Origin of the sequence: Streptomyces sp. NPDC000229 (assembly GCF_040300825.1) — a bacterium.
GTDB lineage: Bacteria > Actinomycetota > Actinomycetes > Streptomycetales > Streptomycetaceae > Streptomyces.
Window position 1 is genome coordinate 1 of sequence record NZ_JBEPEL010000099.1, and the last position, 25,147, is coordinate 25,147.

At 70.0% G+C, this 25,147-nt stretch carries 17 protein-coding genes and 1 pseudogene; 3 read left to right on the forward strand and 15 right to left on the reverse strand.

Features of this window, described 5'->3' with window-relative positions; translation table 11 throughout:
* Positions 1-827 precede the first annotated feature (827 nt).
* The 12 genes and pseudogenes from ABT360_RS31210 to ABT360_RS31265 all read right to left on the reverse strand — a co-directional run bounded on the left by ABT360_RS31210 (position 828) and on the right by ABT360_RS31265 (position 17,087).
* Positions 828-1,448: a hypothetical protein gene (locus ABT360_RS31210; protein ID WP_351823973.1), complete on the reverse strand. Its 621-nt coding sequence runs from the start codon at positions 1,446-1,448 to the stop codon at positions 828-830.
* A pseudogene (locus tag ABT360_RS31215) lies at positions 1,445-1,634 on the reverse strand (ATP-binding protein); the annotation flags it as partial. The pseudogene ABT360_RS31215 and the gene ABT360_RS31210, both read right to left, overlap by 4 nt.
* A gap of 204 nt (positions 1,635-1,838) precedes the next feature.
* On the reverse strand, positions 1,839-2,273 hold the full coding sequence (locus ABT360_RS31220; RefSeq protein WP_351823976.1) for a VOC family protein: 435 nt from the start codon (positions 2,271-2,273) through the stop codon (positions 1,839-1,841).
* A 110-nt stretch (positions 2,274-2,383) separates the two neighbouring features.
* Positions 2,384-2,761 (reverse strand): hypothetical protein, encoded by a 378-nt coding sequence (locus ABT360_RS31225; protein WP_351823979.1) that lies wholly within the window; start codon positions 2,759-2,761, stop codon positions 2,384-2,386.
* On the reverse strand, positions 2,758-3,345 hold the full coding sequence (locus ABT360_RS31230) for a TetR/AcrR family transcriptional regulator (RefSeq protein WP_351823982.1): 588 nt from the start codon (positions 3,343-3,345) through the stop codon (positions 2,758-2,760). Before ABT360_RS31230 ends, ABT360_RS31225 begins: the two co-directional genes overlap by 4 nt.
* Before the next feature lie 320 nt (positions 3,346-3,665).
* Positions 3,666-5,744, reverse strand: a complete 2,079-nt coding sequence (locus ABT360_RS31235) for a SpoIIE family protein phosphatase (RefSeq protein ID WP_351823985.1) — start codon at positions 5,742-5,744, stop codon at positions 3,666-3,668.
* 585 nt (positions 5,745-6,329) lie between these two features.
* Positions 6,330-7,358, reverse strand: a complete 1,029-nt coding sequence (locus tag ABT360_RS31240; protein WP_351823988.1) for an ATP-grasp domain-containing protein — start codon at positions 7,356-7,358, stop codon at positions 6,330-6,332.
* Positions 7,352-8,083 (reverse strand): hypothetical protein, encoded by a 732-nt coding sequence (locus ABT360_RS31245; RefSeq protein WP_351823991.1) that lies wholly within the window; start codon positions 8,081-8,083, stop codon positions 7,352-7,354. Before ABT360_RS31245 ends, ABT360_RS31240 begins: the two co-directional genes overlap by 7 nt.
* 22 nt (positions 8,084-8,105) lie before the next feature.
* Positions 8,106-9,089, reverse strand: coding sequence for a hypothetical protein (locus ABT360_RS31250; protein ID WP_351823993.1), 984 nt, complete (start codon positions 9,087-9,089; stop codon positions 8,106-8,108).
* 1 nt (position 9,090) lies between these two features.
* The gene (locus tag ABT360_RS31255) at positions 9,091-12,852 is read right to left on the reverse strand and encodes a hypothetical protein (protein WP_351823996.1); all 3,762 of its coding nucleotides are present in this window, start codon (positions 12,850-12,852) and stop codon (positions 9,091-9,093) included.
* Between the two features lie 10 nt (positions 12,853-12,862).
* Positions 12,863-16,438: a hypothetical protein gene (locus tag ABT360_RS31260; RefSeq protein WP_351823999.1), complete on the reverse strand. Its 3,576-nt coding sequence runs from the start codon at positions 16,436-16,438 to the stop codon at positions 12,863-12,865.
* A 28-nt stretch (positions 16,439-16,466) separates the two neighbouring features.
* The gene (locus ABT360_RS31265) at positions 16,467-17,087 is read right to left on the reverse strand and encodes an N-acetylmuramoyl-L-alanine amidase (RefSeq protein ID WP_351824002.1); all 621 of its coding nucleotides are present in this window, start codon (positions 17,085-17,087) and stop codon (positions 16,467-16,469) included.
* A 650-nt stretch (positions 17,088-17,737) separates the two neighbouring features.
* Here ABT360_RS31265 and ABT360_RS31270 point away from each other — a divergent pair.
* A complete protein-coding gene (locus tag ABT360_RS31270; protein WP_351824004.1) occupies positions 17,738-18,970 on the forward strand; it encodes a neprosin family prolyl endopeptidase in 1,233 nt (410 codons plus the stop codon).
* Positions 18,971-19,451: 481 nt separating this feature from the next.
* Here the strand turns inward: ABT360_RS31270 and ABT360_RS31280 are convergent, their stop codons facing one another.
* The 3 genes from ABT360_RS31280 to ABT360_RS31290 form a co-directional block, all read right to left on the reverse strand.
* Positions 19,452-20,018 carry a hypothetical protein gene (locus tag ABT360_RS31280; protein WP_351824007.1) on the reverse strand — a complete coding sequence of 189 codons (567 nt, stop codon included), beginning with the start codon at positions 20,016-20,018 and terminating at the stop codon, positions 19,452-19,454.
* Positions 20,019-20,451: 433 nt separating this feature from the next.
* Entirely contained in the window at positions 20,452-22,287 is a 1,836-nt protein-coding gene (locus ABT360_RS31285) for an RICIN domain-containing protein (RefSeq protein ID WP_351824009.1), read from the reverse strand.
* A gap of 64 nt (positions 22,288-22,351) precedes the next feature.
* Positions 22,352-23,071: a hypothetical protein gene (locus tag ABT360_RS31290; RefSeq protein WP_351824012.1), complete on the reverse strand. Its 720-nt coding sequence runs from the start codon at positions 23,069-23,071 to the stop codon at positions 22,352-22,354.
* 370 nt (positions 23,072-23,441) lie between these two features.
* Between ABT360_RS31290 and ABT360_RS31295 the strand changes: the two genes are divergently transcribed.
* Entirely contained in the window at positions 23,442-24,536 is a 1,095-nt protein-coding gene (locus ABT360_RS31295) for a hypothetical protein (RefSeq protein ID WP_351824015.1), read from the forward strand.
* A gap of 41 nt (positions 24,537-24,577) precedes the next feature.
* Positions 24,578-25,078: a hypothetical protein gene (locus ABT360_RS31300; RefSeq protein WP_351824017.1), complete on the forward strand. Its 501-nt coding sequence runs from the start codon at positions 24,578-24,580 to the stop codon at positions 25,076-25,078.
* The last annotated feature ends 69 nt before the right edge of the window (positions 25,079-25,147 follow it).

Sequence of the window (25,147 nt, forward strand, 5' to 3'; positions counted from 1 at the left end):
ACCGTCGCCCTCGACGGCACCGAGCACACCTTCACCGTCTCCGTACCCGGCCGCCCGGCGCGCCGCTCGGCGTACGCGCCGTCACGTACGGCAACCAGGGCCCCGAGGGATTTCAACACCATCTGCCGACTTGCTGCGGTGTCGGCCTTCTTGTTCCGCAGATCGGCCTGAGAGGCCGGGCATGCGGGGATCGCGGTTGCGTGACCGGGGACCACCTTCCAATCCGGGGTCTTGCGGTACCCGGGCGGTGTAGCTTCCTCACCCGGGCGATCCTCTGATGGCGTCTGCCTCCTTCTTCCTTCTTCTTTCTGATGCGTGCTGCTGAACTGCGGTACTGCTCACGGCCCCGAGGGCCGTCCGGCCCGGCGACCAGTGAGGGGACCCTGTCTGCCTTCCGGCCCCACCACTCCGCCGCCGTGCCGCTCCTGCTCGGACTTGCATGCGCGGCAGTTCGTCCTCTGCCGCGTCACTTCGATCTCTGACTTCGGCAAAACCCTAGCCCCCTCAGCAGGCCATGTCTAGTCTCGCCATGACAGATTTCCCTCCATCGTGGGAGACTTTTTCTGCCAGTCACCAGTGCCGGAAACCTCCGCCGGCGACACTGGAGCGATGTCGGATCACCCGTCGTGCCGGCATCCGGACGGCACGACCGCCAGATGGAGAGGCTTCGGGCTTGCTCCGATGGGGCGACAAGCCGCGGCCTCACCAGCACCGCCGTATGTCCGCAACGGTCGAGATGGCTGAGCGCCGACCGACTCGGGGCACGGCCAGCATCGGCCTCACTGAGCCGGCTGAAGATGGACTTCTTGGGGGTGCCCGTTCCCTGTCTAGCCGGTCCGGTCGGTCGGTGTGGCACGGATTCCGGTTTCGACGGGAGCGGGGGAAGATCCGGTGTTGAGGTCGAGGCCACAGGTGCCGGTCGCCGTTACGCCGTCCTGGCCCGTCATCCGCACCGTGACCCGGCCGTCGCGGTCCTTGCTGCAGGCGGCGGTGCAGATCAACTGGCGCTGAGCCGTCGCGTCCAGTCCGCCCAGGGCGAGGGGAAGGCTCATCGTGACCTCTCCCTCCGGGGAAAGCCGGACCCGGACGCCATCGGCAGTGACCCGGGGCAGCGAGGTGCCGAGCCCGGCGGCCTCGTCGGCCTGGCCCGGGCCGCTGAGCAGGGCGGAGATCGCCATTTCCGTCGTCACGGGCTGAGCCGGTCCCTCGGTCTTCCCGCCCTCGTTCCCGAAGGAGTCCGCAGGTGCGAAGATGCGGATCACGGGGCTCAGGTCTCCGTGCGGTGCCCGGAAGAAGAGCAGCGCGTCATGGCCGGCGTTGCCGAAGACCTGGACGCCGGCGGGACCGCCCGCCTCGATGACGTCGGTCTCCTGGACACCGCAACCGGCGAGCAGCAGGGCTGCCACCGGCCCGGCGACCGCCCGGCGACGGCTGTGCCCCTGCCTCACACGCCCTCCCCTTCGGTGTGCAGCGGTATCTCGACGGTGAAGACGGCGCCGCCCCCGTCAGGTTCCCCGCGCGGATCGTCCCGCCGCGCAGCCTGACGTTCTCCAGGGTGATCGCCAGTCCCAGGCCACTGCCCGCCGAGCGGTACGGGCCGCGTCGGCCTTGTAAAAGCGGTCGAAGATGTGCGGACACGTCTTCGTACGGACGAAGGCCTGGGAGATCCTTCGCGCCAATGCCATCTGAAGGGCGACGGCGTTCCCACCGCCACCGCGACACACGGCGGCGCCCGACTTCCACCTCGCCCTCACGGGACAACTCCCGCTCCCTGTGGGACCACCTTCGCCAGCGGCCCGAAGGGAGACGGCTCCCCGCCTCGCCGTCTCGGAGGAGGCTCAGTCGAGACAGAACTCGTTGCCCTCGATGTCCTGCAGCACGATGCACGACTCGTTGTCGTCATCGGCGGGGAGTAGCCGCACGCGTACCGCGCCGAGCGCGACCAGCCGGGCGCATTCGGCTTCAAGCGTGGCCAGGCGCTCTTCACCCACGAGTCCGGTGCCGACCCGCACGTCGAGATGCAACCGATTCTTGACGGCCTTGCCTTCGGGAACGCGCTGGAAGTACAGCCGCGGGCCCACACCTGAGGGATCGACGCATGCGAACCATGACCCCCGGTCCTCAGGCGGCTGCGCGCGCTTGAAGTCGTCCCACGTGGCAAACTCCTCCGGTGGGGGCGGTACGACGTACCCGAGCACCTCGCACCAGAAACGGGCGACGCGCTCGGGTTCCGCGCAGTCGAAGGTGACTTGGAACTGCTTGACCGATGCCATCGGGCCACCGTAACAGGGGGCTCTGTCGCTCATTTTCCGGTGTGATCCGCAGGCGCAGAAACCTGCCGGCCACCGTGGTGCCGGCCTGCTGCGGTGACGGAGCTGGGGGTTCACGCTGCTCCTGCTGCTGACAGCATCGCCACCGGCAGCAGCAGCATCCATTGCGGCAGCCGCAGCAACGGCCTCGACCAGTTGGTCGCCAAGGACAGAGCGAGAAAGACGCCCGAGTAGGCGACGAAGTGGGCGGCCAGCAGCCAGGCGATGGTTTCCCCACCGGGGCGGTCGCCCAAGGCCAGCCAGATCAGGACGGCGGCCGCGAGGATCAGATCGGCGGTGACCATGTGCCAGACCGCGTGCAGGACACGGCGAGGCTCGTCCGGAAGATTGCCTTCCAGCAGAGGCCGGACCACATCCCGGCCGCCCGCTATGACATGGACGGCGGCGACCGCGCCGGCCGTTGTGCCGGCGGTGAGGAACCACGCGTTCATCGGAGCTCGATCCCGCGGCCGACAATAGCCGCCAGTTGTGCGGCAAGCCGCGGGGTGGGCTGCTCGCCCACCAGGCCGATGTGAAAGAAGACGGCTCCGGCCAGCATGTCCAGGACCAGGTCGTCCGGCAGGCCGGGGTGGGCCTCCCCGCGCTGCACGGCTCGCTCGAAGATCGGCACCAAGCGGTCCTTGGCCGGGGCCAGGAACTGGCTCCGGATGCGGGCCTGCAGAGCCGGGTCGGCGGCAAAGTCCGCCAGCAGGCCCGGCAAGGCTGCCACTGCGGCGGGGGCGGAGAATTCCTCGATGAGGGCTTCCAGCAGCGCAGTGAGATCACCGACCAGCGTGCCGGTGTCCGGTACCGGGGCCGCCTCGGTCTCGGTGAAGACCGCTTCGTACACCAACTCTGCCTTGCTGGACCAGCGCCGATAGACAGTGTCCTTGCCGACGCCGGCCCGAGCCGCCACCGCTCCGATGGAGGTGGCGGCGTAGCCGAGTTCGCTCACCAGCTCGGTCGTGGCGGTCAGGATTGCGTGATGGGCACGGCTGTCTCGGGGACGCCCACGGGGGGCGCTGGGAAGCGTCATATGCTTAACCATACGGGACGACCCGTTGGGTAATGCGCGAGCGCAGATCCTCACCTTCGACGAGCTCGTCTCCGGCATGCTCAGCGCCGGCATCGCCTAGCTCGGCGTCCAGCAGAACGCCGACTCCAGGGTGCGGCCCCATGGCCGATCCACGGTGGTGTGGAGGCCGGTTGTCGGGACCAATGGGCGCGCAGGGGCAGGAAGCCACTGCTCGGTTCCGGTCTCGGGGACGTCCCGTCCGGGTGCGGCAGCACCTGTACGCCGCTGGGACCGGCTGAGCAAGGCCGGCCCGTGCCCCCGTTGGCGGCGAGCACCACGTGTCAGCGGCGGACACGGGCGATGAGCAGGGCGACGTCGTCGTGATCGTCCGGGCGGCGGAGGGCCTCCAGGAGGTGGTCGCACGTGTCTTCCAGGCTGCGGTGCGGGCCGTCGAGGAGGGAGAGCAGGACGCCGAGGCGGGTGTCGATGTCCTGGTCACGGGTCTCGACCAGCCCGTCGGTGTAGAGGACCAGCTGGTCGCCGGGGCCGAGGTCGACGGCGGTGGTGCGGAAAGGGACGCCGCCCACGCCCAAGGGGGCGCCGGTGGGCAGGTCGAGCAGGGTGGGGGCGTGTCCGGGCCGCATGTGGACGGGTGGCAGATGTCCGGCGGTGGAGATGTGACATTGCGCGGCGTGGGGGTTGTAGAGCGCGTAGGTGCAGGTGGCGATGTAGGGGTCCAGTCCGGCGGTGATCCTGTCCAGGTTGCGGAGCACCTGTTTGGGCGCGAGGCCGAGTCCGGCGAGGGTCTGGGTGGCGGTGCGGAGGCGCCCCATGGTGGTCGCGGCGTTGATGCCGCTGCCCATGACGTCGCCGACGACGAGTGCGGTCCTGTCCCCGGGCAGGGGCAGGACGTCGTACCAGTCGCCGCCGACCTCGCCGGCGGCGCCGGCGGGCTGGTACCGGGAGGCGACTTGCAGGCCGTACAGGGGCGGTGGCGGCTCGGGGAGGAGGCTGCGCTGGAGAGTGAGGGCGGTGTCGCGCTGACGCTGGTACCAGCGGGCGTTGTCGATGCAGACGGCGGCGCGGGCGGCCAGCTCGGAGGCCAGGGTGGCGTCGTCCTCGGTGAAGGGCTGCGGGTTGCGTGCGCGTACGAGGTCGAGGGCGCCGAGGACCTCACCGCGTGCCACGAGGGGCACGGCCAGGTAGGAGTGCACGCCTGCCCGGGCCAGCATGGCCGCGGCCCTGGGGTCACGGGCGATGAGAGACAGGTCGGCTTCCTCCACGTGGGGCACCATGACGGGCCGGCTCGTATTGACGGCCCGGGTGACCAGGCGGTCGGCTTCGTAGCGGGCCACTTCACCGGGGGGGTCGGCGGCAGAGGTGATGTCGGTGGGGTAGGCGGCGGCGACGGCCAGGGCGCGGAAAAGCGCCGGTCCGTGCGCGGCGGCAGTGGTGCGGTGGCCGGTCAGGGCGGAATCGAGAACGTCCACGGCGGCCATGTCGGCGAGCTCGGGGACCGCGACGTCCGCCAGCTCACGGGCGGTCTGCTCCAGGTCCAGCGTGGTGCCGATGCGCACGGAGGCGTCCGCGACCACAGCCAACCGATGTCGGGCACGGTCGGCTTCCAGGGCCGTACGGTGCCGGTCGGTGACGTCCACCACCGAGATACCGACTCCCAGCACCTTCCCGCCGGGATCCTCCAGCCGGTAGTAGGACACCGACCAGGCATGCTCGGTACCGGGGTCAGCGCTGGTGTGGCCCACGGTGTACTGGTCCACCAGCGGCCTACCGGTGGCCAGGACCTGCCGCATCGCGGATTCGATGCTGTGGACGTCGAGGAACGGCAGCGCTTCTCGCACAGTCCGGCCGAGGTGTTCCTCGGCGGGAAGGCCGTTGATCCGCTCCAGAGCCGGGTTGACCATCGCGTACCGCAGGTCGGTGTCCAGGACGGCCAGCCCGATCGGGGACTGGTCGACCAGCCGCACGGACAGCGCCAGGTCACGCTCCACCCGCCGCAGCGTCGCCTGGTCGGTGGCCAGCCCCAGAGCGTACAGATCACCGCGGTCATCCAGGAGCCGCATGTTGCGGAACTCCAGCAGCCGCAGGCCGCCGTCCCTGTGCCGCACGGGAAAGACGCCCGCCCAGGTCCCGTCACCCTCCATGACCTGGGCAAACAGGCGGAGGACCAGGTCGATGTGCTCGTCGGCCACGAGCAGCTGGGCGGCGAACCGGCCGAGCGCCTCCTCGGCGCTGTATCCCAGCAGCGCCTGGGCCTGCGGGCTCCAGAACACGATCCGCCCGTCCGCGTCGAGCACGACCGCTGCCACACCCAGTACGTCCAGCAGCCCGCCCGGCGGCGAAGGGCCCAGCTCCGCACGTCCGGCGGGACCGAGATCGGCCCGGAACCCGTCTGCACCCATGTCCAGCTGCTCCTTCCGCCGGCGCCACGATGATCACCACATTGCTGCGGCGGGGGACGTGGCGCTTCCCATCGTCTCTCGGTATCCGTGGCTCCCGCAGCCGGTGGGTGCGTACCCGCAGGATGCGGGGACTGGGAGCATTGCCAGGCGGTGCTGGGTGCCGCGGAGGAGTGGACACTGCGGATCGCCCCAAGTTCTCCATGCCGACGGTGAGCACCGGAAAGGCGACGGTCGCCCGGGCACAGGGCGGTGCGCACCGCATGCCGGAGGCATTGCAGGCTGGGCGCGGCGACGGTCGAGTACCACCTCGGCAACATGTACAGCCGCCTCGGGCTGAGCGGGCGACGCGAACTCCGCGACCGCATCCAGAAGGGCGCTCTCCACTGACGCCGAGGTACGAGCCCGCGCACGGGTGCCCACGCCCACGGCCCGTACCGCTCCCGCAACGGGCCTGCGGAGCGCTTGGCCCGGCCACCGCTCTCGCCGCCGCCCTGTCGTCGATCGACCACAGGGCGCAACGGTACGGGGAGGGCGGCGGGCGCCAGGAGGATCGCCTGCTGGGGCGCCTCCTTCAGCCGCTCGCCGTCACGCGGTTCGGCGGGCCGGTCCGGCAACGGGACGATCCGATGGGTCTTCGCCTGGAGACGGGTGTTCAGCAGGGAGCCCCTCGGGGACGTGTGTGCGGGCGGGCGCGGAGAGCCCGCGTGCGAGGGCGTGGGCTATCGCCTGTGAGATGGGCTGGCCGGTGTGGTCCTCGTAGTAGCTGAAGGCCGGACTCGGGTTGACCTCGAAGCAGTGGACCTCGCCGTCGTCGGCGAGGACCAGGTCTATCCCGGCGAGCACCAGACCGAGCCGGTTGACGAGGTCCGTGCAGCGCCGTGCCAGGTCCTCGGGCAGGTCCCACGGGGTGAGTTCGACCCGGCCGCCGTACCGGCCGGCGTAGCGGTAGTCCACCCGGTCGCTGTCGATGCGGGTGGCGAAGGGCTCGCCGGCCACCATGTGCACCCGGACATCGACACCGGGCACGTAGCGCTGGAACTGCACGGGGCACGACCGGATGAGCGGCAGCCGGTCGACGGCCTCGTCGTCCAGGAGGTGCACGATCGACCGCACCCCACTGATCGACTTGTAGATCACCTGACCGTGGCGGGCCCGGAAGGCCAGGGCGAGGTCCGGGTCGTCGGTGACCAGGGTCTCCGGGACCCGGAAGCCGGCCAGGCGGATCAGCTGGGCCTGGTAGGGCTTGGACCCGTTCGCCGCCGTCGCGGAGGAACGGTTCATCACGCATCCCGGCGCGATCTCGATCCAGCTGCGGAGGGTCTCGTGCCATGTGTGGCAGTGCCGCTGTGTCTCCGGGCCGGCCTCGAGCATCCCGGGCAGCAGCCGCCAGTCCATCAGCCGTGTGTAGATGCCGGTCACCGTGGAGCACGGGACGGTCCGGCCGTCGCACCGCAGCCGGCCGCGCACCTCGGTCCCCTCGACCTCGATGTCCAGGGGAGAGTCCAGGAAACGGCGTTGGTGCAGCACGGTGTACGGCAGGCCCTGGCGGCGCAGCGCATCGGTGACCATCGCGATCGGCACCTCGCTCGCGATGCCGCAGACGACGATCACCACGGCCTCGCGGGCAGCCGGGTCAGGTACGCGTGCAGGCGGGCGACGAGAGCGGTGCCCGCGATCCGCAGATCGGGCAGGAGCGTCGCCCCGGCGAAACGCGCGCCGTGCTTCTCGTCGAGCTCCAGGTCGACACCCAGGAGGTCGGCACCGGCCGCCCGGGCGAGCCGTCGGCACGCAGGGCGGAGAGCAGGGATCGCCCCGCAGCCGAAGACGTGTTCACCGAGCACCACCACGGTGCGGGCCGCTGCCTTCGTGGTCGCCGTCGTGCCGCCCTCACTGGACAGCCGCAGTGGTGCCACGGGCAACCCCGCCCCGGCCGCGAGCACGCTCCACTCGGCGGGGGACCGCCAGGCGCCGCACAGACCCAGGGGGCTGGGGCGATTGACCGTGACGGGGGCGAGGCACTGGAGCCAGCTCAGCACGAGCGCGCTCACCTCCGCCACGGCGTAGCGTGTGTCGGCCTCCGAGGCGAAGACGAGATGCTCGACGGGCGCGTATGTGAGCCGGTTGAGCACGCCCTCGACGTCGTCGCTCGCGAGGGTGCGACCGTCGGGAAGGGTGATCTCGAAGCTCGCCCGGTCTTCCTCGATGCGGTGCACGGACCGCACCGAGCGCGTCAGTGTCCCGGAGTCGACGAGCTCCACCGGGTCGAGACCGCGCTCCCTCAGCTCCGTGCCCACCCAGCGCGCCGCCTGGTCCTCGCGGTCGCACAGCACCAGCCACATACCGACCTCCGCCGTCCTGGGGTCACTGGTCCTCGTGGGCGAGGGCGCTGGTCGACAGGTCGGGGCGCAGCTCGGACGGGATGAAGTGGACGTGCGAGGAGTCCGTACCGGTCCAGGCCGGGACCGGGCCGACCGGCTGGGGGAAGGGGGCCGGCACCATCTGGAGCTCGTGCGGTGTGTCCTTGCCCTCCTTGTCCTTGACCTCCTTGCCGTCCTTGTCCTTCATGTCCTTGCCGTCCTTGCTGCTCTCCTTCTCGGTCTTCTCGAAGCGTGTGAGGTGCAGCGTCTTCTCCTCCGTGTCGCGGGCGTTGCACTTCAGGACGAAGTCCGTGGCGAGGTCCGACTGGCCACCGGACGACAGGTGCGTGACGGGGGCGACCTTGATGACGAGATGACCGCATCCGTTCGGCGGGATGGTCGGCGTCACCTCGTCCAGGGTGAAGCCACCTCCCATGTCGGTACCGGCCACATTGGTCAGGTTCAGGGTGCCGGGGCCGACGTTGCCGATGTCGACCTTGATGTCCTGCATCGGAGCTCCCGCCGGAGCCGTCCGTCCATGGGACCGCTGCATGGATATCCGCGGCTGAAGGGTGTCCTCCTCGAGATCCGACGCCACCCACACGAAGGAGAGCTCCCTCGGCGCGTTGTTGGTGATCCGCACGTGCCAGGGCCGGTCGGCCGACTTGGAAATGTCCAGTTGCACCAGGAACACGTCCCGCGGTTCGCGGCTCCAGGCCGCGGTGGCCACCTCGAACAACGTCTCGTCGTGAATCGGTACCGCTTCCGGGGAGCGTGGTACCACGGCGAACTCCCCCACGCCGGCGCGCAGTTCGATGGTCGGCGCCACCTCGCCGGGCGGTGCGCAGTCCGGACCCACGGCAATGAGGCGGAGGAACATGGCCGACGCCTGCGCCCCCACGTGGAAGGCCACCTGGTCGCCGGTGACGCCGGGCGGGAGCCGCAGCGGGCCCGACACCGGCAGCATCTGGAATATCGGGTCGACCATGTCACCACACTCCCAGGGGAACGATGTCGGCGTGGACCAGCCGTCCTGTCCCCTCGACCGCTGATCCCGCCTCGCTCGTGGAAGGGGGATGCGTCTCGAACTCCTGGACGACGATGCGCTGGGGCCGATTGCCGGTGTCGGGGAGGTCGAGGCCGCGTACCTGCCCCAGGGCGCCGGAGGTGCGGAAGATGGTGGTCCAGCCCGCGCTGCCGCGCCCGGCGGTGTCCCGTACCTGCAGTTCGGTGCGGACTATGTTCGGCCGGGGGCCGGAGGGGCCGAGACCGTCGACGACCACGGTGCCGTGGCCCGGCGTCCTTGTGACGACGAGGCGTCGGTGGGGTGGGAGTTGCACGGGCTCCGTCTGGACCGAGGGCGACAGCGACGGGACCCCTTCGACGGTGTGGGACTGGTAGCGGGCCAGGGCCAGCCGTACGAACGGGAAGTAGGAGGCGGTGACGAGCGGAGACAGGTCGATGTCGGCGAACCAGCGGTCGGCCTGTTCGTCGAACTGGACCGGGTACGCGATCAGGTCCAGCGAGCGCTGCAGTTCCGGCAGCTCCGCTCGCTCGCCGCCCCGTGGTGCATTGACATGGGCCTCGGTCAGGACCGCCGGCGGGACGCCGGTTTCCCGGATCGGGTCACGTCCCGCGGTGCTTATGTACTTCAGCACGTCGGCGGGGGCCACGGGGCCGGGCCATGTGAGGACGGCCAGCCTCTCGTCGTCCCCGGAGGTGTACCAGGGGCGTTCGAGGAGGACCCGCAGCCCGCCGCCGTGGCGCCACCGGGTGAGCGATCGCTGCCCGTCGTTCGTCTGGGTCCAGCGGAAGGTCGGCACGGTGTACAGGAGCTTCGGCGCGGGTGGGCGGGCCGAGCTCGGTACATCGGTGACGCCCAGGGTTCCGCCGGCGAGGCAGGCCCCGGGATCCGCCGCCGTGGCGCGGGCGAAGCAGTCCTGGAAGCGTGAGACCCCGGTCGCGTGGTACGTGACGTGCCGGCGGCGGGTGTCGCCGAACTCCTGGCGGATCGCGGGGAACGCCTCGTGTTGGGGGGCCCGCTTGACGTCGTACGAGCCGACGAACGCCGTCCGCTTCTGCGGCGTCGGCTTCGCCGGCGGAAGGTCCTCGTGGTCGGTCCACTCGGCGCGCAGGTCAAGCCGCCCGGTGCTGGCGATGTGGATCTCCAGATGGTCCGTGAGGAGGGCGGTGCCGGTGTCCCCGGCGTTCCGGTGGGCGGTCAGCCGCCCGGTGGGGTCCGACCGCGGCCGCTGTACGGCATGGACGAGGGTGACGGTTCGGGGAGGTGTGACGAGGCGATTGCGGCCGCGGGTGATGTGCTGGAACTCCGGCGCGCTCGGGTTGCCGGGGTCGATGCCCAGCCAGGCGACGATGCCGAACAGCTGGACGCCTCGGTCCCCCGGGCACGACGGGATGTCGAACGTCACCTCTTCGGCGGGCCCGAGGGCGACCGTGAAGACGCGGTGGTCCGGGGACCGGGTGATGGTGCAGCCGGAAGGGGCGTCCACCAGGCGCAGGGCGATCGGCCCGTACGTCGGCCAGGTGCCCTTCCAGACCGCGGTCCTCTTGTCCCCGACGACCGTTCCGAACTTCCCCGTGTCCGGGTCGACGGGCCGGGGCCGGGGGTTCAGGGCGATGTGTGAGCCGGCCGGGTCGGGCAGCCACGGCAGGACGACGCCCGTCTCGGGGAGGACGACGTACGGGGCGGCGACACCGGACCCGGGCTCGGCTCCCACGACTTGTGCCCCGGGGATGTGGGACACCTCGCGGTCCGCCCGTTTGGCGATCTCGAAGAACTCCTTCACCTTCGCGGTCGTCACGTCGGGACCGAGGGCGGCGTCGAACGTGCGGTCGTGGTGGATGGCCAGCTCCAGCGAGCACTTGGGCGCCAGAAGGTGGCGCAGGTCGAAGGCGCGATGCCCGTGCGCGGTCGCGTAGTCGCCGACCGACATGCCGCGGTCGCTGCGGATCACCATGCGATCCAGGGTCTCGCCGTCGGCCAGCGCACGGGTCGGCACCAGCTCCGGTGGCAGCAGTGGCTCGAAGCGGTGGTGTGTGAAGAGCTCCGACTGCTCCTCCTCGGGCCCGGCCTCGTCGGAGCGGAGTCCGCCGCCGGCGAGGTCGGCGATCCGGACACGTAGCCGGTACTTACGGCCGAACCGCAGCCGCGGCAACGACCCCGGGTCGCACTCGACGACCGCCTCGAACGGCGGAGGGTCGGTCGGCGCGGCCATCTCGTCGCCCGTGTCGGCGACCCGCTCGGGCCGTTCCGCCACCTGGCTCCAACCGTCCCATCTCGCCACGGCCTGGTGGATGTACAGCGCGTCCTGCGCCCCGGCCCCGGTGACCGCCGGATCGGGACGCACGTACCCCTCCTCCAACAGGCCACGGCGGCCGTCAGCCGACTCCTGACCGATCGACACCCCGCCGATCGTGTAGCGCACCCGCCTCCGGCACAGCGAGTACCACTGGTCGGTCGTCACGTCGTAGATGTCCATCCGATAGCCACCCAGGAGCGAATCCGCCGTCAGCGGCAGGGTGGTGAGGCCGTCGGCCGTGGCCCGTTGCTGCGCCCTCTGCACCTGTTTGCGATGCTCGGGCCCGCGGTCCCGCTCCACCAGGGCGAAGCCCATCGAGTGCAGGGCGGGCATCGCGCCCAGGTCGGTCGCGTCCTCCGACGGCGCCCGGGCGCGGTCCGACTGGGCGGCACCGACCATCCGCAGGACGGCCCCGTCCACGTCGAAGGGCATCACCTCGTACCGCGGATTGGCTGACGGTGCCACACCGGCACCGGCCAGGGGCAGCATGCCCCGCTTGAACTCGGTGGCCCCCGGTCGGGTCAGTGAAGCGGCGACGAAGCGCTTCCCGTCCAGGACGTAGGCGGTCTTCGGCGACAGGTCGTTCTGCGCGGCGCCGGTCCAGCCGGGGGGCGGGGAGCTGTCGGGATTCGGCCATCGCGGGACGACCCGCAGCTCCTTGACGTCTCCCTCGGCCAGCTGGGCGGCCGGGACCGCCAGGTCGATCAGCAGCCCGAGCGCGCGCAGCAGCATCGGATGGTCGGCGAGCCGGGCGACGGTGTCGTGGAAGTCGCGCACGGCCGCCTTCGCAGGTGGTGTGGGCGCGCTGAACGCGGCCTCGTCGCGACGGTAGAAGGCGTACGCCTCGGCGATCGCCGACCGGTGCACGGACGGGTCCGCCGTCGCACCGTCCAGCGGGCCGAGAGCGGTCTGCCACATCGTCGTGACCCGGCCCAGCGCCGCCCGCAGCTCGGGGTCGGCCTCCGGGACCCTGCCGTCGTACTCCAGATGCGTGCCGGCCGTGGCCGTGTAGGCGTTGCGCACCTCCGTGGCGGCCTCGGAGGCGGGGAACTCGCGGACGTCGCGTCCGGCATAGGAGGTCGGCTGATACGGGCGTACCGGAGTGTCGCCCGTGAACAGCGCCTGCCAGGCGGACAGTTGCTGCGTCGTCGAGAACGCGACCTCCTTCCCGTCGGGCGTGACATGGGGGACCCGGTGGGAGGTGACGAGCTGTGTGCCGCGGAAGATGTCGAACCGCACCGCGGACAGCCGCTGCGGCCAGGCCTGCATCCCGAAGTCCGACAGTTTCCTGTTCCCCGGCGGCCCGAGCAGTCGGGGCGTCAGCAGCACGGACAGCCGCGCCATCGGAGCGGAGTGACCGGATACCGGCCCGGCCCGCCCGGCCGGGATCGGGGTCCAGACGAACTGTCGCTGCGCATCGGTCACCGGCACGGGGCACTCCTCACGCGAAGGCCTGGCAGTACGTCTGCCACGGGAACGACTGGCCCTGGGGTCCCAGCGCGGCCTCGACGGACGATGCCCGCGGAGCCGTGGACGCGCCGGACAGGGCCTCTTCCGGAGCGAGGCCGAGGCTGGGGCCCTGGAAACTCTTGTGGCATTCGAGCGTCACGGAGGTGGACCAGAAGGTGAGGTCAACGCTGATGACGAGCCGGGCGGAGCCGTGCAGCTCGTTGCGCTCCACGTCGTAGGTGAGGCTGAGCATCAACTCCACCGACACCCTGATGAGTCCCAGCACCGACACACTGCCGCCGATCCGCAGGTAGCCGGTGATCTCGATGTCGTCGCCCTTCTTGACGAAGACGACGCCTCCGAAGACGTGAACCTCGCCGGCCGCGACGCCGAAGTTCATGGCGACACTGGCGCCGAACTCGATGCCGCCGACGAAGCGTTGCAGCCCTCCGTCGGGTTCCCCGGCGCTCACACCGAGCTCCAGGTAACCGCCGCCGCCGAACCCGGAGACCGTCACCAGGAACGGCCGTTCCCGCGTGGCGAAGGAAAAGTCGATCTCGATGGGCCGGTTCTCCAGCGACAGGGTGAGGCTGATGTGGACGGCGAGGTTCTGGAGGGTGAAGAGCCCCATGCCAAGCGTGGGTACGGCGATCGCGTACGTCGCCCTTATCCGTACCGCCGACATCTCGATCCGCGGTCCACCGCGCCCGGCCTGCGGAATCTTCTCCGCCAGCGTCCTGACGAAGTTCAGCTTCCCCGCGAGCCGGGCGTCCGCCAGGTCGAAGGTGAGGCCGGGACGCTCGCCGGAGTGGGCGGTGAAACGCACCTTGGTGAAGGTGAGGACGACCAGGGCGTCGCTGCGTCGGGGGATCTCCAGGGTGAAGTCCGTGACCTCGCCCGTTGTTCGCAGGTCGGGCCGGTTGCCGACGGTGTTCGAGACCACTTCCAGGAACACCGACGAGGTGGGGGTCTTCGGGTGGAAGGGCTCCGCGGCCGTCGACAGTTTCTCCCGCCACGTCAGCTTCGCGGACGGCGCGCCGTCCACGTCGGACCACGTGATCTCCGGGCGCGAGGTGATGACGGAGACGATGCGGCGGAGCGGGACCACCCCGAAGAGCTTGGCGTCCTCGGTGAACAGGTCCTGGGGCCGCGGCGGGAAGGGTCCGCCGGCGATCGGGCCGGCCTTGCGCGCGATCTCGGTGACGGCCATGTTCGGGGCCGCCACCATCCCTGTGCGCGCGCCCGCCGCGGCGAAGTCGAGCACCTTCGGTTGCAGCAGGGCGAGCATCACGTCGGGCGGCCGGGCACCCGCAGCGGTCTGCAAGAAGGCCTTCGAGAACTCGACCGGCACCGTCGGCGTGGACCCGAGCAACTGGCGTACCGCGGGCAGGGCCACCTCCATCCGGGTCACCTGGGGGTGGAAACCGACCCCGTTCGCGGCCAGGGCCGTGCCGACGCCGCCGAAGGACATCGACCGCACCTCCTGCACCGCGCCCTCGAGGGGGCGGGTGGCCGACTCCATGGCGAGGGCGATCCTGCGCCCGACGTCCCGCGTGGGGCGCCCGGTGTCGCGCCGGATTCCCGACCGCGGCCCGCCCGCGTACTCGGCGTCGAGGGCCGAGGCGTTGGACGTGCCGGTCGCCGTGTCCGACACGAACAGCATCGGCAACCGGAAGTCGACGACCTCACGGTCCGCCCGCGCCCGTACGGTGAACTCGACGGCGGACCCGGACCGGGTGGGCCAGAACGCCTTGCTGGGGAGCCAGGCCGGCTCGTCCAGCTCCGTCAGCTGCCGTGGCTCGAGGGAGACCTCCTGGAACGGGAACGCCCGCTCGTGCGGGCCGCCCTGACCGATGCCATAGCGGCGCGTGGGCTCGGTCACGATCAGGACGCGCTTCTTGCGCAACGCCGCCACGACGGACGGCGCCCCCTCGAACCGTCGCTCCGTCATCTCGACGTACGCGGCGCGGTGCCCGAACGGGAAGAGCGCGCCGCGGGTGAGGACCCGGACGTAGTAGTCCCGTCCCATGGCGGACTGGTGGGCCCAGTCGAGCGTCGGCCACGAGGCCGAGGCGGAGAACCAGGCGCCGTAGGCGCTCAGGATCAGCTGGTCGACCGTCACAGGCCGATCGGGGTGCTGGGCCCCGAGCGCGGCGATCGTCGCGACGTGGTGTCCCAGCGGCGTCGCCAGGCCCGGCTCGTTCGCGAGGGCCCTGACGGGCTTCACCCGCAGGGGCTCGGCGCTGTCGGGGCCTCGGATGCGGCTGTGCCACAGCTCGGTGGTGCCGTCCTCGCCGGCGACGGGCAGGGCGTGGTGCACGCACCGAGCGCCGGCCGGCAGCCCGAGCAGCAGGCGCCAGGGCAGTTCGAGCCGGGTGCCGTCCTGCCCCGCGGTCTCCGGCGCGGTGACCAGGGGCAGCCGCGCCATCGCGCTCAGCACGCCGTCGACGGTGAGCGGCACGGCCTCCTGCCCGAGGGCGAACGCGAGACGCGACGGCCCCGCGATGCGTGCCTGGCTGTTCGATCCGGAGTCCGCCACCGTCTCGGTGATGTGCTGCGGTGGGAGCTCCACGGTCAGCCGGGCGCCCGCGTGTTCGGCGAAGACCTCCACCACCCCGTCGGAGCGGACCCGCTCCCTCAGCCCGGTGCCCCGGACGGTCAGCGCGACGAGGTCCTGCGGGCGCAGCGCGTGGTAGCCCTGCGTGTCGGCCCAGATGTCGATCAGCTCCCACGCCGACCAGTCGCGGTCGAACCACCGGTGCACCAGGGCCGTACCGGCCCACACGGCGAATACGTCGGTCCGCCCGGCGTCCTCGGAGACCGCGGCCAGGTGCGTGGCGCCGTCGGCGCCGGCCGTCAGGTCCCCGCCCAGGTCCTCCCAGCCCGACGGCTCCGTCCACGCGCTGTGCCACAGCCCCGTGGCGCCGGCCGCGACGAGGCCGTGACCGGTGGCGGCGAAACGGAGCGGCACCGGCGCGTCCTCGGGGAAGCGGGCGCGCTCGTCCCAGTCGGCCGACCAGCCGTCGGAGAATCGCCGCCGCAGGATGAGCCGCCGCCGCGTGTCCGCCATGAGCAGGTCGAACCCGCCGGGCGCGACGGAGACGGCCTGGAGCGGGCCGGAGGCGTACGGCCCGGGGCGGAGCACAGTCCTTCCGCCGTTCACCCGCTGGTGAGTGATCTGCCGGTCACCGTCGTGGAAGAGCACGTGCAGGTCGTCGGGTTCGGTCGCCACCACCGCGTATCCGTACGCCGCGGGGTGCGCGGTGAGCGGGCCGCGCGACGTCCACGGCGTCCAGCAGTCCTCCGCGAGACTCCTGTGCCGCACCTCGCGCCCGCCGCCGAGGGCGAGGAGCTCGATCCGGCCCGGTCCGGATCGCGTCGCGGTCAGCCAGCCGTGGCCCGGCGGCGTGCCGGGGGACGTCCAGGGGCGGCCGAGCGAGTGCCACGCGCCCCACTCTCCGTCCAAGGTCTTGTGCCACACGCCGCCGTCGTCGTCGCCGACGAAGACATCGAGCCGGCCCGGTGCGGGGGAGCAGGCGGCGAGCGCCGTCACCGTGGCGTTTCGCATGGGGCGTCACCTCGTGCCGACGCGGTCGCTACAGCGTCTGATACGCCGGCGGCGCGGATGCCGACGGGGCCGTTGCCTGGGTTCCGGACGGTGCGAGAGCGGATGGGGGCCCGGCCTCCAGCAGGCGGAAGGAGTAGTCCCACACGCGATTGATGTAGTAGTCCCACGGGAAGTACTGGCTCGGGTCGGTGTGGTCGTTCCCCGGCACGTTGTAGTGACCGCCGAATCCCGTGAACCAGTCGCGGGTGTCCGGATCGAGCGGCACCTCGATCGGAATGCCGTACAAGGTGCACAGGTACGCGGACAGCTCCGCCGAGGAGTCCAGCATCTCCTCGGTCCAGTCGGCGGGACCGGTGGCACCGGGGTAGCCGTACTCGTGCTCGATGCCGAAGTAGATGCCGTTCCCGCCCTTGCAGTGCCAGGCCTTGTAATTGCCGTCCCGTGGGCCGGCGGTATCGGGATCGGGCAGCGGAACCATCTGGACGCGGCGCCCGTCCCTGGCGACGACGAAGTGCGCCGAGACCCGGGACGCGGGGTTCTGGAACCAGCCGACGGCTCCGTCGTACCGGCCGGCGGTGTAGTGGATGACGATGCCCTGGGGGACCATCGGACTGCCCCCGGAACGATGCGGGCTGTTCTTGTAACCCACGCTGGGCCGCCTTATACCGGACAGATTCATATGCATGCGCAGACCGGTCGAGGCCGCCTCACCATCCGTTTCCAGGGCATGCGTCGCGACCTCTCCACAGGTCGGGCAGGTCAGTTGGACCGTTTTGCTCGTCATCTCTGTCTCCCGGTCTCTGTCTCCCGGTGCTGAGGGCTCGATTCGGCCCCTGCGCGCGTTGCGGGCGCTCGTCACTCGGCCACGGGATCGGCTGACGACGGCTGACGAGGAAGGAAGGAAGAGAATGGTCTTCGTGCCTGCGGCGCGGAGATCATTGACCGGACAACCATTCGGTCGTGTCGGGCGATTCCGGTCCGGTGGAGCTGTCCGATTTCCATCCTCGTACACGTTGTGGCGTACCTCAACTCGGGGCGCTCGCGGTACGGGGTCGGTGTCCGCAGCGTGCCTGGAGCGCGCTACGGGCCTGTTTCCCAGGCGTTCGGAGTGACCCGGAGAGCAGTGTCGTGCACCCGAGTCTTCCTGGTGGTCCGCTGAGATGCCCGGTGTCGTGCCCCGCAGTACGCTGGGCGCACAGGCACCGTGCGACGCCCAGCGGGCGGGGGGCCGGCAGGTGCAGGGCGCAGGAACGGGCGCGGACGGGGCGCGGGCCGATACCCCGAACAGGACGTGCCGCAATGGCTGTTCACACTGCTCTTCCCGCCTTCTCCGACTTCGTCGATTCGCTGCACGCCGCCGAATTCGAAGCGTACCGATCCCGTCCTGACACCGCGGTGCGGGATGCCGAGGCATTCGAGGAAATGCGCCGCTATCTGATCGAGCGGAACGCCGGAATGGATGCGGTGCACTCCTTCGAGGAATCCGACGGCGATATCGTCGACTGCGTACCGGCCGAGCGGCAGCCCGGCTTGGTGAGGACCGGGGGCAAACCACTGCCGACACCCGATCCGCCGCCCCGGCCCCAGGAGTACGCGGATCCCCCGGAGTTCGTCACCGAGCCGCCGCAGTCGCCGCCACCGCAGTTGAGGCCCGACCGTCGGGACCGCTACGGCAACCAGATGCTCTGCCCGGAGGACACCGTCCCCATACTGCGGCTCACCCTTGAACGGCTCGTCAGGTTCCCCACGGTGGAGGACTTTCTGCGCGGTGGTCTGCGCGTACGGCGTGACGAGAAGGGCGTGGCCCAGCTGTTCGGGAAGATCTGGGGCAACGCGTACGACAGACGCGACAACCACGGCGGTTCCAGCGGGGTCAACGTGTGGGCGCCACCGGTGTTCGGCGTCCAGTCCTCCGCATCGCAGCAGTGGTACACGTCGGGCGCCGGATCCAGTCCCTTCCAGTCCGTGGAGTGCGGCTACCGGCTGGGTCCGCCGTTCGACAACAAGCCGCGGCTGTTCGTGTTCTACACGCCGGACGGCTACACCTCCGTCTGCTACAACGACTGGCATGCCGGGACGTGGGTGTACCGGACGGGCGCCCCGCACGTCCTCGGTACGGCGCTCACGGCTTCCCGGCCGGGTGCGCCCGTGCAATACCGCATGGGCGTCTTCCTGACGGGCGGCGCATGGTGGTTCAGCATCGGTGACGACTGGGTCGGCTACTACCCGGCCACCTTGTTCGGCTCCGGCATCCTGGCGACCAGAGCAGCCGGCGCCGGCTTCGGCGGCGAGGTGGGCGGGGCCGGGGCGGCGTTCCCCTCGATGGGTTCGGGGAAGAAGCCGCCCGCGGGCTACGGCCACGCCGCCTACCAGCACGATGTGATCATCGCCCTGCCCACGGGAGCGGAGTCGGCCGACCTGACGCCCGAGCCCACCTCCGTGAACTGCTACGGCCTCGAAGTGACGAACCACTCAGGTTCGTCGTGGGGCAGTTACCTCTTCTTCGGTGGCCCGGGTGGACTCAACTGCTGAGCCGTCGTCTCCGCGTCGCCGGAAGGAACGGTTGGCGGCACCGCACGGGCGGTGATCGTCGTCGCCCTCGTACGACGAGGATCTCGGGATCACCCGCCGGTGACGGGCCGGCCGGTCCGTGGTCGCAGGAGCCCTCTGGCCGGAGGCGACCGAGGCACACGCGCGCGGAAGCCTGCGTACGGCTCTCTGAAGCTGCCGCGGAACGATCACGCGCTGGTCCAGTGCACCTCGAGACGATCGACAACGCCGACGATGTGAGCAGCCGTCACCCCGGAGCAGCCCACGGTCTCCGGGGGGCATCACGCCATGCGACACCAGTCCGCAATACGTCACGGCGGAGCACCCGCTCCCAGGCTGGAACCGCCGGGCGGTGTCAGTGCGGGGCGGCAGACTGCGTGCGTGGATGTTTCTCACGACACCGATCGCTGTGATCGTGCTGACACAACCGCCAGGCGGCTTCGCGTACGGCAGGTACGGCAGGTCACTGTCCGTCGGTGATGTAGTAGTCGTTCTTGAGGTATTCCAGGGTGTAGCTTCCGAGGTCGCTCTCGGTGAAGGTGGCGGAGGACCTGACCGCTTCGAGCGGCATCTCGATCTTCTCGGGGGTGCGCATGACCACGCGCCGTGGATCGACCGTCGCGGTTTGCAGGGCCTCCTTCTGCTCGGGTGAGATCATCTGGAACACGATGACGTACGTCGACGTGCACGGACCGAATCCCTGGTCCTCTGCCTTCTTCGCGCCCGGCCCGGCCACTTCGCAGACCGTGTCGATGTCCTCACGCCCAAGGCCGTGGAGGTACTGCTCGTACCGCTGGATCGCGCGCTCTTTCGTCATGGGCGCGGGCCGGTTGCCGGTAGGGGCGACCGACGGCTGCTCGGTGACAGCGGACGCGGACGGCACGGCCGACGGCCCTTTCGCCGACGTGGACGCCGACGGCTGCGAAGGCTTCGCGGCCGCGCCCTCCTTCGCTGTCTCCGGGCCGCACGCGCACACCGCCAGCACCACGCAGGCCGATACCGCCGCGCTCACCATCGTCCGCGTTTTCATCAGATCCCCTCCACCGGACCACTACACCATCAAGGCTTCACGCAGGATCCGGGGGAAACGGTTCCCGAGCCCGTGACCGGGCCCCCTTGGGCACCGCCCAACCTGTCGGACTTCGATGGCGATCGGTGCAGGTTCGCTGGCGCGGGACACCTCAATTGTGACCGAGCGCGCCAGTTGGCACCGTTCGCCAGATGGCGCGCTCGGGTCCGTCCGGTACCTGATCCGCATGTGGCAGGCGCACTGTCCGCCAAGTGACAGCACCGCTTCGAGAGCGGCGTCGGTGTCGGGCGGACTTCGCCCACGATCAAGTGAATGCGCGGGAGGGACTGGGTCCTGCAGGACCAGACACTTCGGTGGGCCAGCACGAGCACACCTTCCAGGCACACCCCAGTCGCGCACCCTGGTCGTGATGTGGCTGTGGGTGTCCTCGGGGTTACCGAGTCCTGAAGCGGCGGAAGAGGTTGCGGGCCACGTGCACTCCCGGGCCGCCGAAGCCGACGATATCGACGCGCCCGTCGCCGGTGATGTCGGTGAGAAAGCGGGAGTGGCGGTCGACCCGCCAGCCACCTGCGTCATCGTTGTACCCGAACCCGCGGCACACCAGCTGGGCCTGCTCGAACTGGCCGCCGTCGCGGTTGTGGGAAACCCAGACGCCCTCGTTGCCGAAGCCGACGATGTCGGGGTTGCCGTCGCCGGTGACGTCGGCGAGGAGGCGGAGGTGCTTCCCGCTCGTCCACCCCTGGGCTTGCCCATAGTCGTTCAGGACGAGCTGGGAGGACTCGAAGGTGCCATCGCCGCGTCCGCGTGCGACGACGACGCCCTGCGGGCCGAAGCCGACGATGTCCGGTACTCCGTCGCTGGTGGTTTTGACCACGAACCGGGGGTGTTCCTCGATCGAGCTCCACCCCTGGTCGACCCCGAAGTCGTCGAGGACGTACAGAGGCTCGGCGAACGTCCCTTCCTCATCCTGGAGTGACACCCAGAGGCCGTCGTCGTGGCAGCCGACGATGTCGAGCCTGCCGTCGCCGGTGGTGTCGGCGAGGAAGCGGGGGTGCTTGCTGGCAAGCCAGCCACCGGCCTCCTCGCTGTGGCCGAACGCTCGGAGGACGGGTTCGTCGGCGAGCGGTGCGAACTTTGCCTCGTCGTCCTGGAGCGATACCCAGAGGCCGTCGTCGTGGCAGCCGACGATGTCGAGCCTGCCGTCGCCGGTGGTATCAGCGAGGAAACGGGGGTGCTTGTCGGCGAGCCAACTGCCGGCCTGCGTGCCGTGGCCGAACGCCTTCAGGACCAGCTCGCCGCCCGCGGGCGCAAACTTGCCGCCCTCGTCCTGGGTGGATACCCGGACACCCTCGGCGGAAAGCACGACGACACTGGGACGGCTCTCGCCCGTGACGTCCGCGAGGGTCCACAGGTCCGCAGGACTCGCGGAGGACGCGGGTGGGTGCAGAACCCGTTCGTCGTCGTCGAACGTCCCATCCCCTCTGCTGGACGATGTCACAGCTCCCTTCGCGGGTTTGAGCCCGACGATGTCCGCGAGCCCTGTTCCTGTGGTGTCGGCGAGGAACCGTTCGCCGAGCCCCGCCCACCAGCCTGCCTGGCCTGCAGGGCAGCGGTGGGACCTGTCGGACTTCCACCCGCCGGCGTCCTGGTCGCTTCCGAACTTCTCCAGGACCAGCAGTACGTTGCTGAAGGAGGGAGTCGCGTCGGGTGCCGGCCGCAGGACGGTTTTGTTATTGGTCAGTCGCCAGGACTGGCGGCTGTTCCAGTGGCTCAGTGGCGCCCAGTTCAGCACGAGATCGCTGGTGCGTTCGGGCTCGGCCGGGACGAGGCGCCACCGCTGGCTCTCCGCGCTGTCGTCGTACTCGCGCAGGACGATCCGGGTGTCGTCCTTCCCGGGGTCGGCGAGGTCGAGCACAGCGCCGTCGGCCGCGCCCTCGATGAAGTAGAGGCCCGCTTCGCCCTCAACGGGGACGAGGCGCCACTGCTGGCCCTTCTTATTGGCGGCGGCGTCCCACTGGCGGACGCCGCGGTCCGCGGCGGCGGGGTTGTCGAGCACCTTGCCGCTGAGGGCGTTGCGGATCACATAAGCCCGGTCGGCTTGTGCCGCCGGTACGGGGGTGAGCTGCCACTGCTCCGGGCTGGGGCCGCCATGGGGGTAGGCGCGGACGACGAGCGCCCCGTCCACGCTCGGCGCGGCCTTGGCGCCGAGGGTTTCCCCCGTGGCGGCGTTGACGATCTCCAGCTTCAGTTCTTGCGTGGGGACGGGCATCGTGGTGCCTCTTCCAGCCGGTTGGGGCGTTGGCTCGGGACGGGTGCGCGGTGGGGGCCGCGGATCACGTGAAGACGTGGTGGTACGGGACGTTCCACTCGCTGGGCAGCCGCGGGTAGAACGTGTTGATGACCGTCCCGGTGAAGTCCCCGCCCCAGTTGTAGGTGAGACGGACCTCGCTGTCGGCGGTCACCGCGTGGTCCTTGAACCCGAGGATGGCGTCGGGGTGGGTGATCGGCACGAAGGTGATGCCGCCCCACGGCGTGACCGTGACGACCCAGAGCTGGGTGTCCTCGGTCGCGCCGTTCTTCCCGCGCCACTTGTCGCCGACCTTGCCGGGGAGACCGACCTGGACGGTGTCGGCCGTGCTCTTGGGAGCGTCCTGGTGGGCGGTGATGCGCCTGCGCTGCGGCTTCGGCGCTCCGTCGTCGCCGCGCCCGGCGCCGGCCTCGGCTGCGCCGGCGGGCTGGGGCGACACCTGGCCCGCGGCGCTCTCGATGAAGTACAGCGGCCGCTGCCCGAAGAAGCCACCGGGGGTGATGTGCCAGAGGTGGCCCTGTGCGTCCTTGGTGGCCGGGTCGAGTGCGGTGGCCAGCTTGACGCCCTTGTCGTGGCTGTCCGCCTTCAGCTCGGCGGGCCGCAGGTAGCCGCCGTTGAAGGCGTGGACGAGCATGACCGGCCGGTTCTCGACCAGTGCGGCCACGATCGCGTTGTCGTAGCTGTTCACCGCCACCGGGCCGCCGACCACCAAATTCGCCATTGCCGTGCGTTCTTGGGTGTACATCGCGCAAACCTCACCTGTTCTTGATGTCGAGAACAACGCCTCGGGCGCTCAGTGAAATGGTTTATCACGCGGCGTTTCCGGATGCTCAATCACCCGCGATGGAAGCTACTTCGCAAGCGAATGCCTGACCGAATCAAATACGGCCAAAGTGGCAACATTCGAGGTCACGACGCTAGTGTGGGGCGCGGGATGATTCCCGATCGGGTGATCAAGGGCAACCAGGAAATCTCGATCACCCGTTTGAGTGCGGAAACCCGGGGTTGTCTTCTTGGGCAATGGACCCCTGCTAGTTTGGCTTTCCGGAACGTCTGCAGATTCCTGTTGCCATTTCACCGAGTGCGGTTTCGGCCAGATCAGTCGAGGACAGAAATTGCCTTCCAACGCGTACAACCTGGAACGGGCCAAGCGCCAGCCGCTGACGAAGAAGAACCTGCGGGAACTCAACATCGAGCAGACCTGGCAGTCCATCCTGGAGCACCCCAACCTGGTCTATGTCGACGACTACGGTGTGCGCCACAAGCCCGTCGGGTTCTCCGTGAACAAGTCGAGCTTCGGCTCCTTCCCCGGTACCGCGTACGGGCTGGGCTGGCTCGCCTACATGAACCTCGGGGAACCGCTGATCGAGGAGCGGCGCAACATCACCCAGCCCCCACCCGACACGTTCTCCTCGCGCACCTACGTCAACCGCAGCCAGTCCGAGATGACCTTCACCGACTCGGTCGACTTCCACGTGTCGAACGGTGCCACCTGGTCACTCTCGGGAGACTCCAAGCTCACCTTCGGCGGCAGCGTCAGCGCCCAGCTCCAGCTGCAGCTGCAGAACAAGCTCGGCCTGAACCTCCAGGGGCAGCTGGGGACGCAGCTCAAGAACGAGATGGCGAACAAGAACGCGAACACGCTGACCAACAAGAACAGCAAGGACAGCGTGGGAGTCGACAACGCGAACACCGTCGACACGGCAGTGACCAACGGAATGACGAACTCCGCCTCGGCCACGATGACCGGCTCGGTGGACTTCACCACCACGGGCAGCGCGACCGGCACCGCGGGCCTCAACGCCGCACTGGCCCAGGGCATCGCGGCCTCCGTCGGCGGCTCCCTGACCACCAGCTGGGCCTCGAAATCACAGATCTCCGGCAAAGTCCCGCCGGGCTCCCGCGTCGAGACCATCGTGACGCAGCGCCGCGCGCTCAAGCAGTACTCCTACGAGATCCCGGTGACCTTCTCCGGGTTGCTCGCGGTGAAGTACGCGGTGCCGGTGGCCGTCCTGTCGCCGCCGCAGCAAGGGGACTACCCCGGCCTCGACCAGTTGGTCGCCCGCGACATCAATGACCTCGACCTGGCGGGCGGCGGCTTCCGCATGAAGGGTCTGGCCGAGGTCGTCTCCGCCTTGGAGGTCCACCACACGATGTTCGACGGCGAGAGCCTGACCGACAGCCAACGAGCTCCTTACAAGAAGCCGTGACCGGGCGGTTGACGCCGCCACAACGACCAGAGGTGACGACCATGGTGTTCAGCAACGTCTTCGGCTCCGCGGGTAAGGGCGCCGGGCTGTTCTCGGTGACCACCGACCGCGACAAGCCGCAACCGGGCGCGGGCGTCGACTTCGAGGACGCGGACGACGACACATACGACGACACGACCACGAGCCTGTTCACCAGCGGGATCCATGGTGCTTCCCACCGGGCGAAGATCGTTCAGGAGCAGTCGCCCGAAGCGCGGGCCGTCCTGGGCTTCCTCGCCTCCTTCATCCAGACCACACAGGAATCCGCCGGCGCGCAGGCCGAGTACGCCCAGGACCCCAGCTCGGTATCCACGGCGGCGGCCGCCGGCATGGAGAAGTCCAGCGAGACGGTGACGCAGCACAGCGACCTGCAGAAGGACGAGGGCTTGCAGTCGCCGAAGAGGAGCGACTACAAGGCTCCCGAGGCCCCGGCGTCGCCCAAGGCCGAGGAGCCCCCCAAGGCGCCCAAGGCGACCGCTGAGAAGCCGTCCGACTCCGAGTAGGCCCACATGAACGAGCCCCGCCACATCATCGCGGGCACCGTCGTCGTCCTCACCGAACTGGTGCCGCAC

Bases quoted from the DNA above. Each gene is read 5' to 3' on its own strand.
- ABT360_RS31220 (WP_351823976.1), bottom strand. From the start codon at position 2,273: ATGGCATCGGTCAAGCAGTTCCAAGTCACCTTCGACTGCGCGGAACCC.
- ABT360_RS31225 (WP_351823979.1), bottom strand. From the start codon at position 2,761: ATGAACGCGTGGTTCCTCACCGCCGGCACAACGGCCGGCGCGGTCGCC.
- ABT360_RS31230 (WP_351823982.1), bottom strand. From the start codon at position 3,345: ATGACGCTTCCCAGCGCCCCCCGTGGGCGTCCCCGAGACAGCCGTGCC.
- ABT360_RS31235 (WP_351823985.1), bottom strand. From the start codon at position 5,744: ATGGGTGCAGACGGGTTCCGGGCCGATCTCGGTCCCGCCGGACGTGCG.
- ABT360_RS31245 (WP_351823991.1), bottom strand. From the start codon at position 8,083: ATGTGGCTGGTGCTGTGCGACCGCGAGGACCAGGCGGCGCGCTGGGTG.
- ABT360_RS31250 (WP_351823993.1), bottom strand. From the start codon at position 9,089: ATGGTCGACCCGATATTCCAGATGCTGCCGGTGTCGGGCCCGCTGCGG.
- ABT360_RS31260 (WP_351823999.1), bottom strand. From the start codon at position 16,438: ATGCGAAACGCCACGGTGACGGCGCTCGCCGCCTGCTCCCCCGCACCG.
- ABT360_RS31270 (WP_351824004.1), top strand. From the start codon at position 17,738: ATGGCTGTTCACACTGCTCTTCCCGCCTTCTCCGACTTCGTCGATTCG.
- ABT360_RS31280 (WP_351824007.1), bottom strand. From the start codon at position 20,018: ATGAAAACGCGGACGATGGTGAGCGCGGCGGTATCGGCCTGCGTGGTG.
- ABT360_RS31285 (WP_351824009.1), bottom strand. From the start codon at position 22,287: ATGCCCGTCCCCACGCAAGAACTGAAGCTGGAGATCGTCAACGCCGCC.
- ABT360_RS31290 (WP_351824012.1), bottom strand. From the start codon at position 23,071: ATGTACACCCAAGAACGCACGGCAATGGCGAATTTGGTGGTCGGCGGC.
- ABT360_RS31300 (WP_351824017.1), top strand. From the start codon at position 24,578: ATGGTGTTCAGCAACGTCTTCGGCTCCGCGGGTAAGGGCGCCGGGCTG.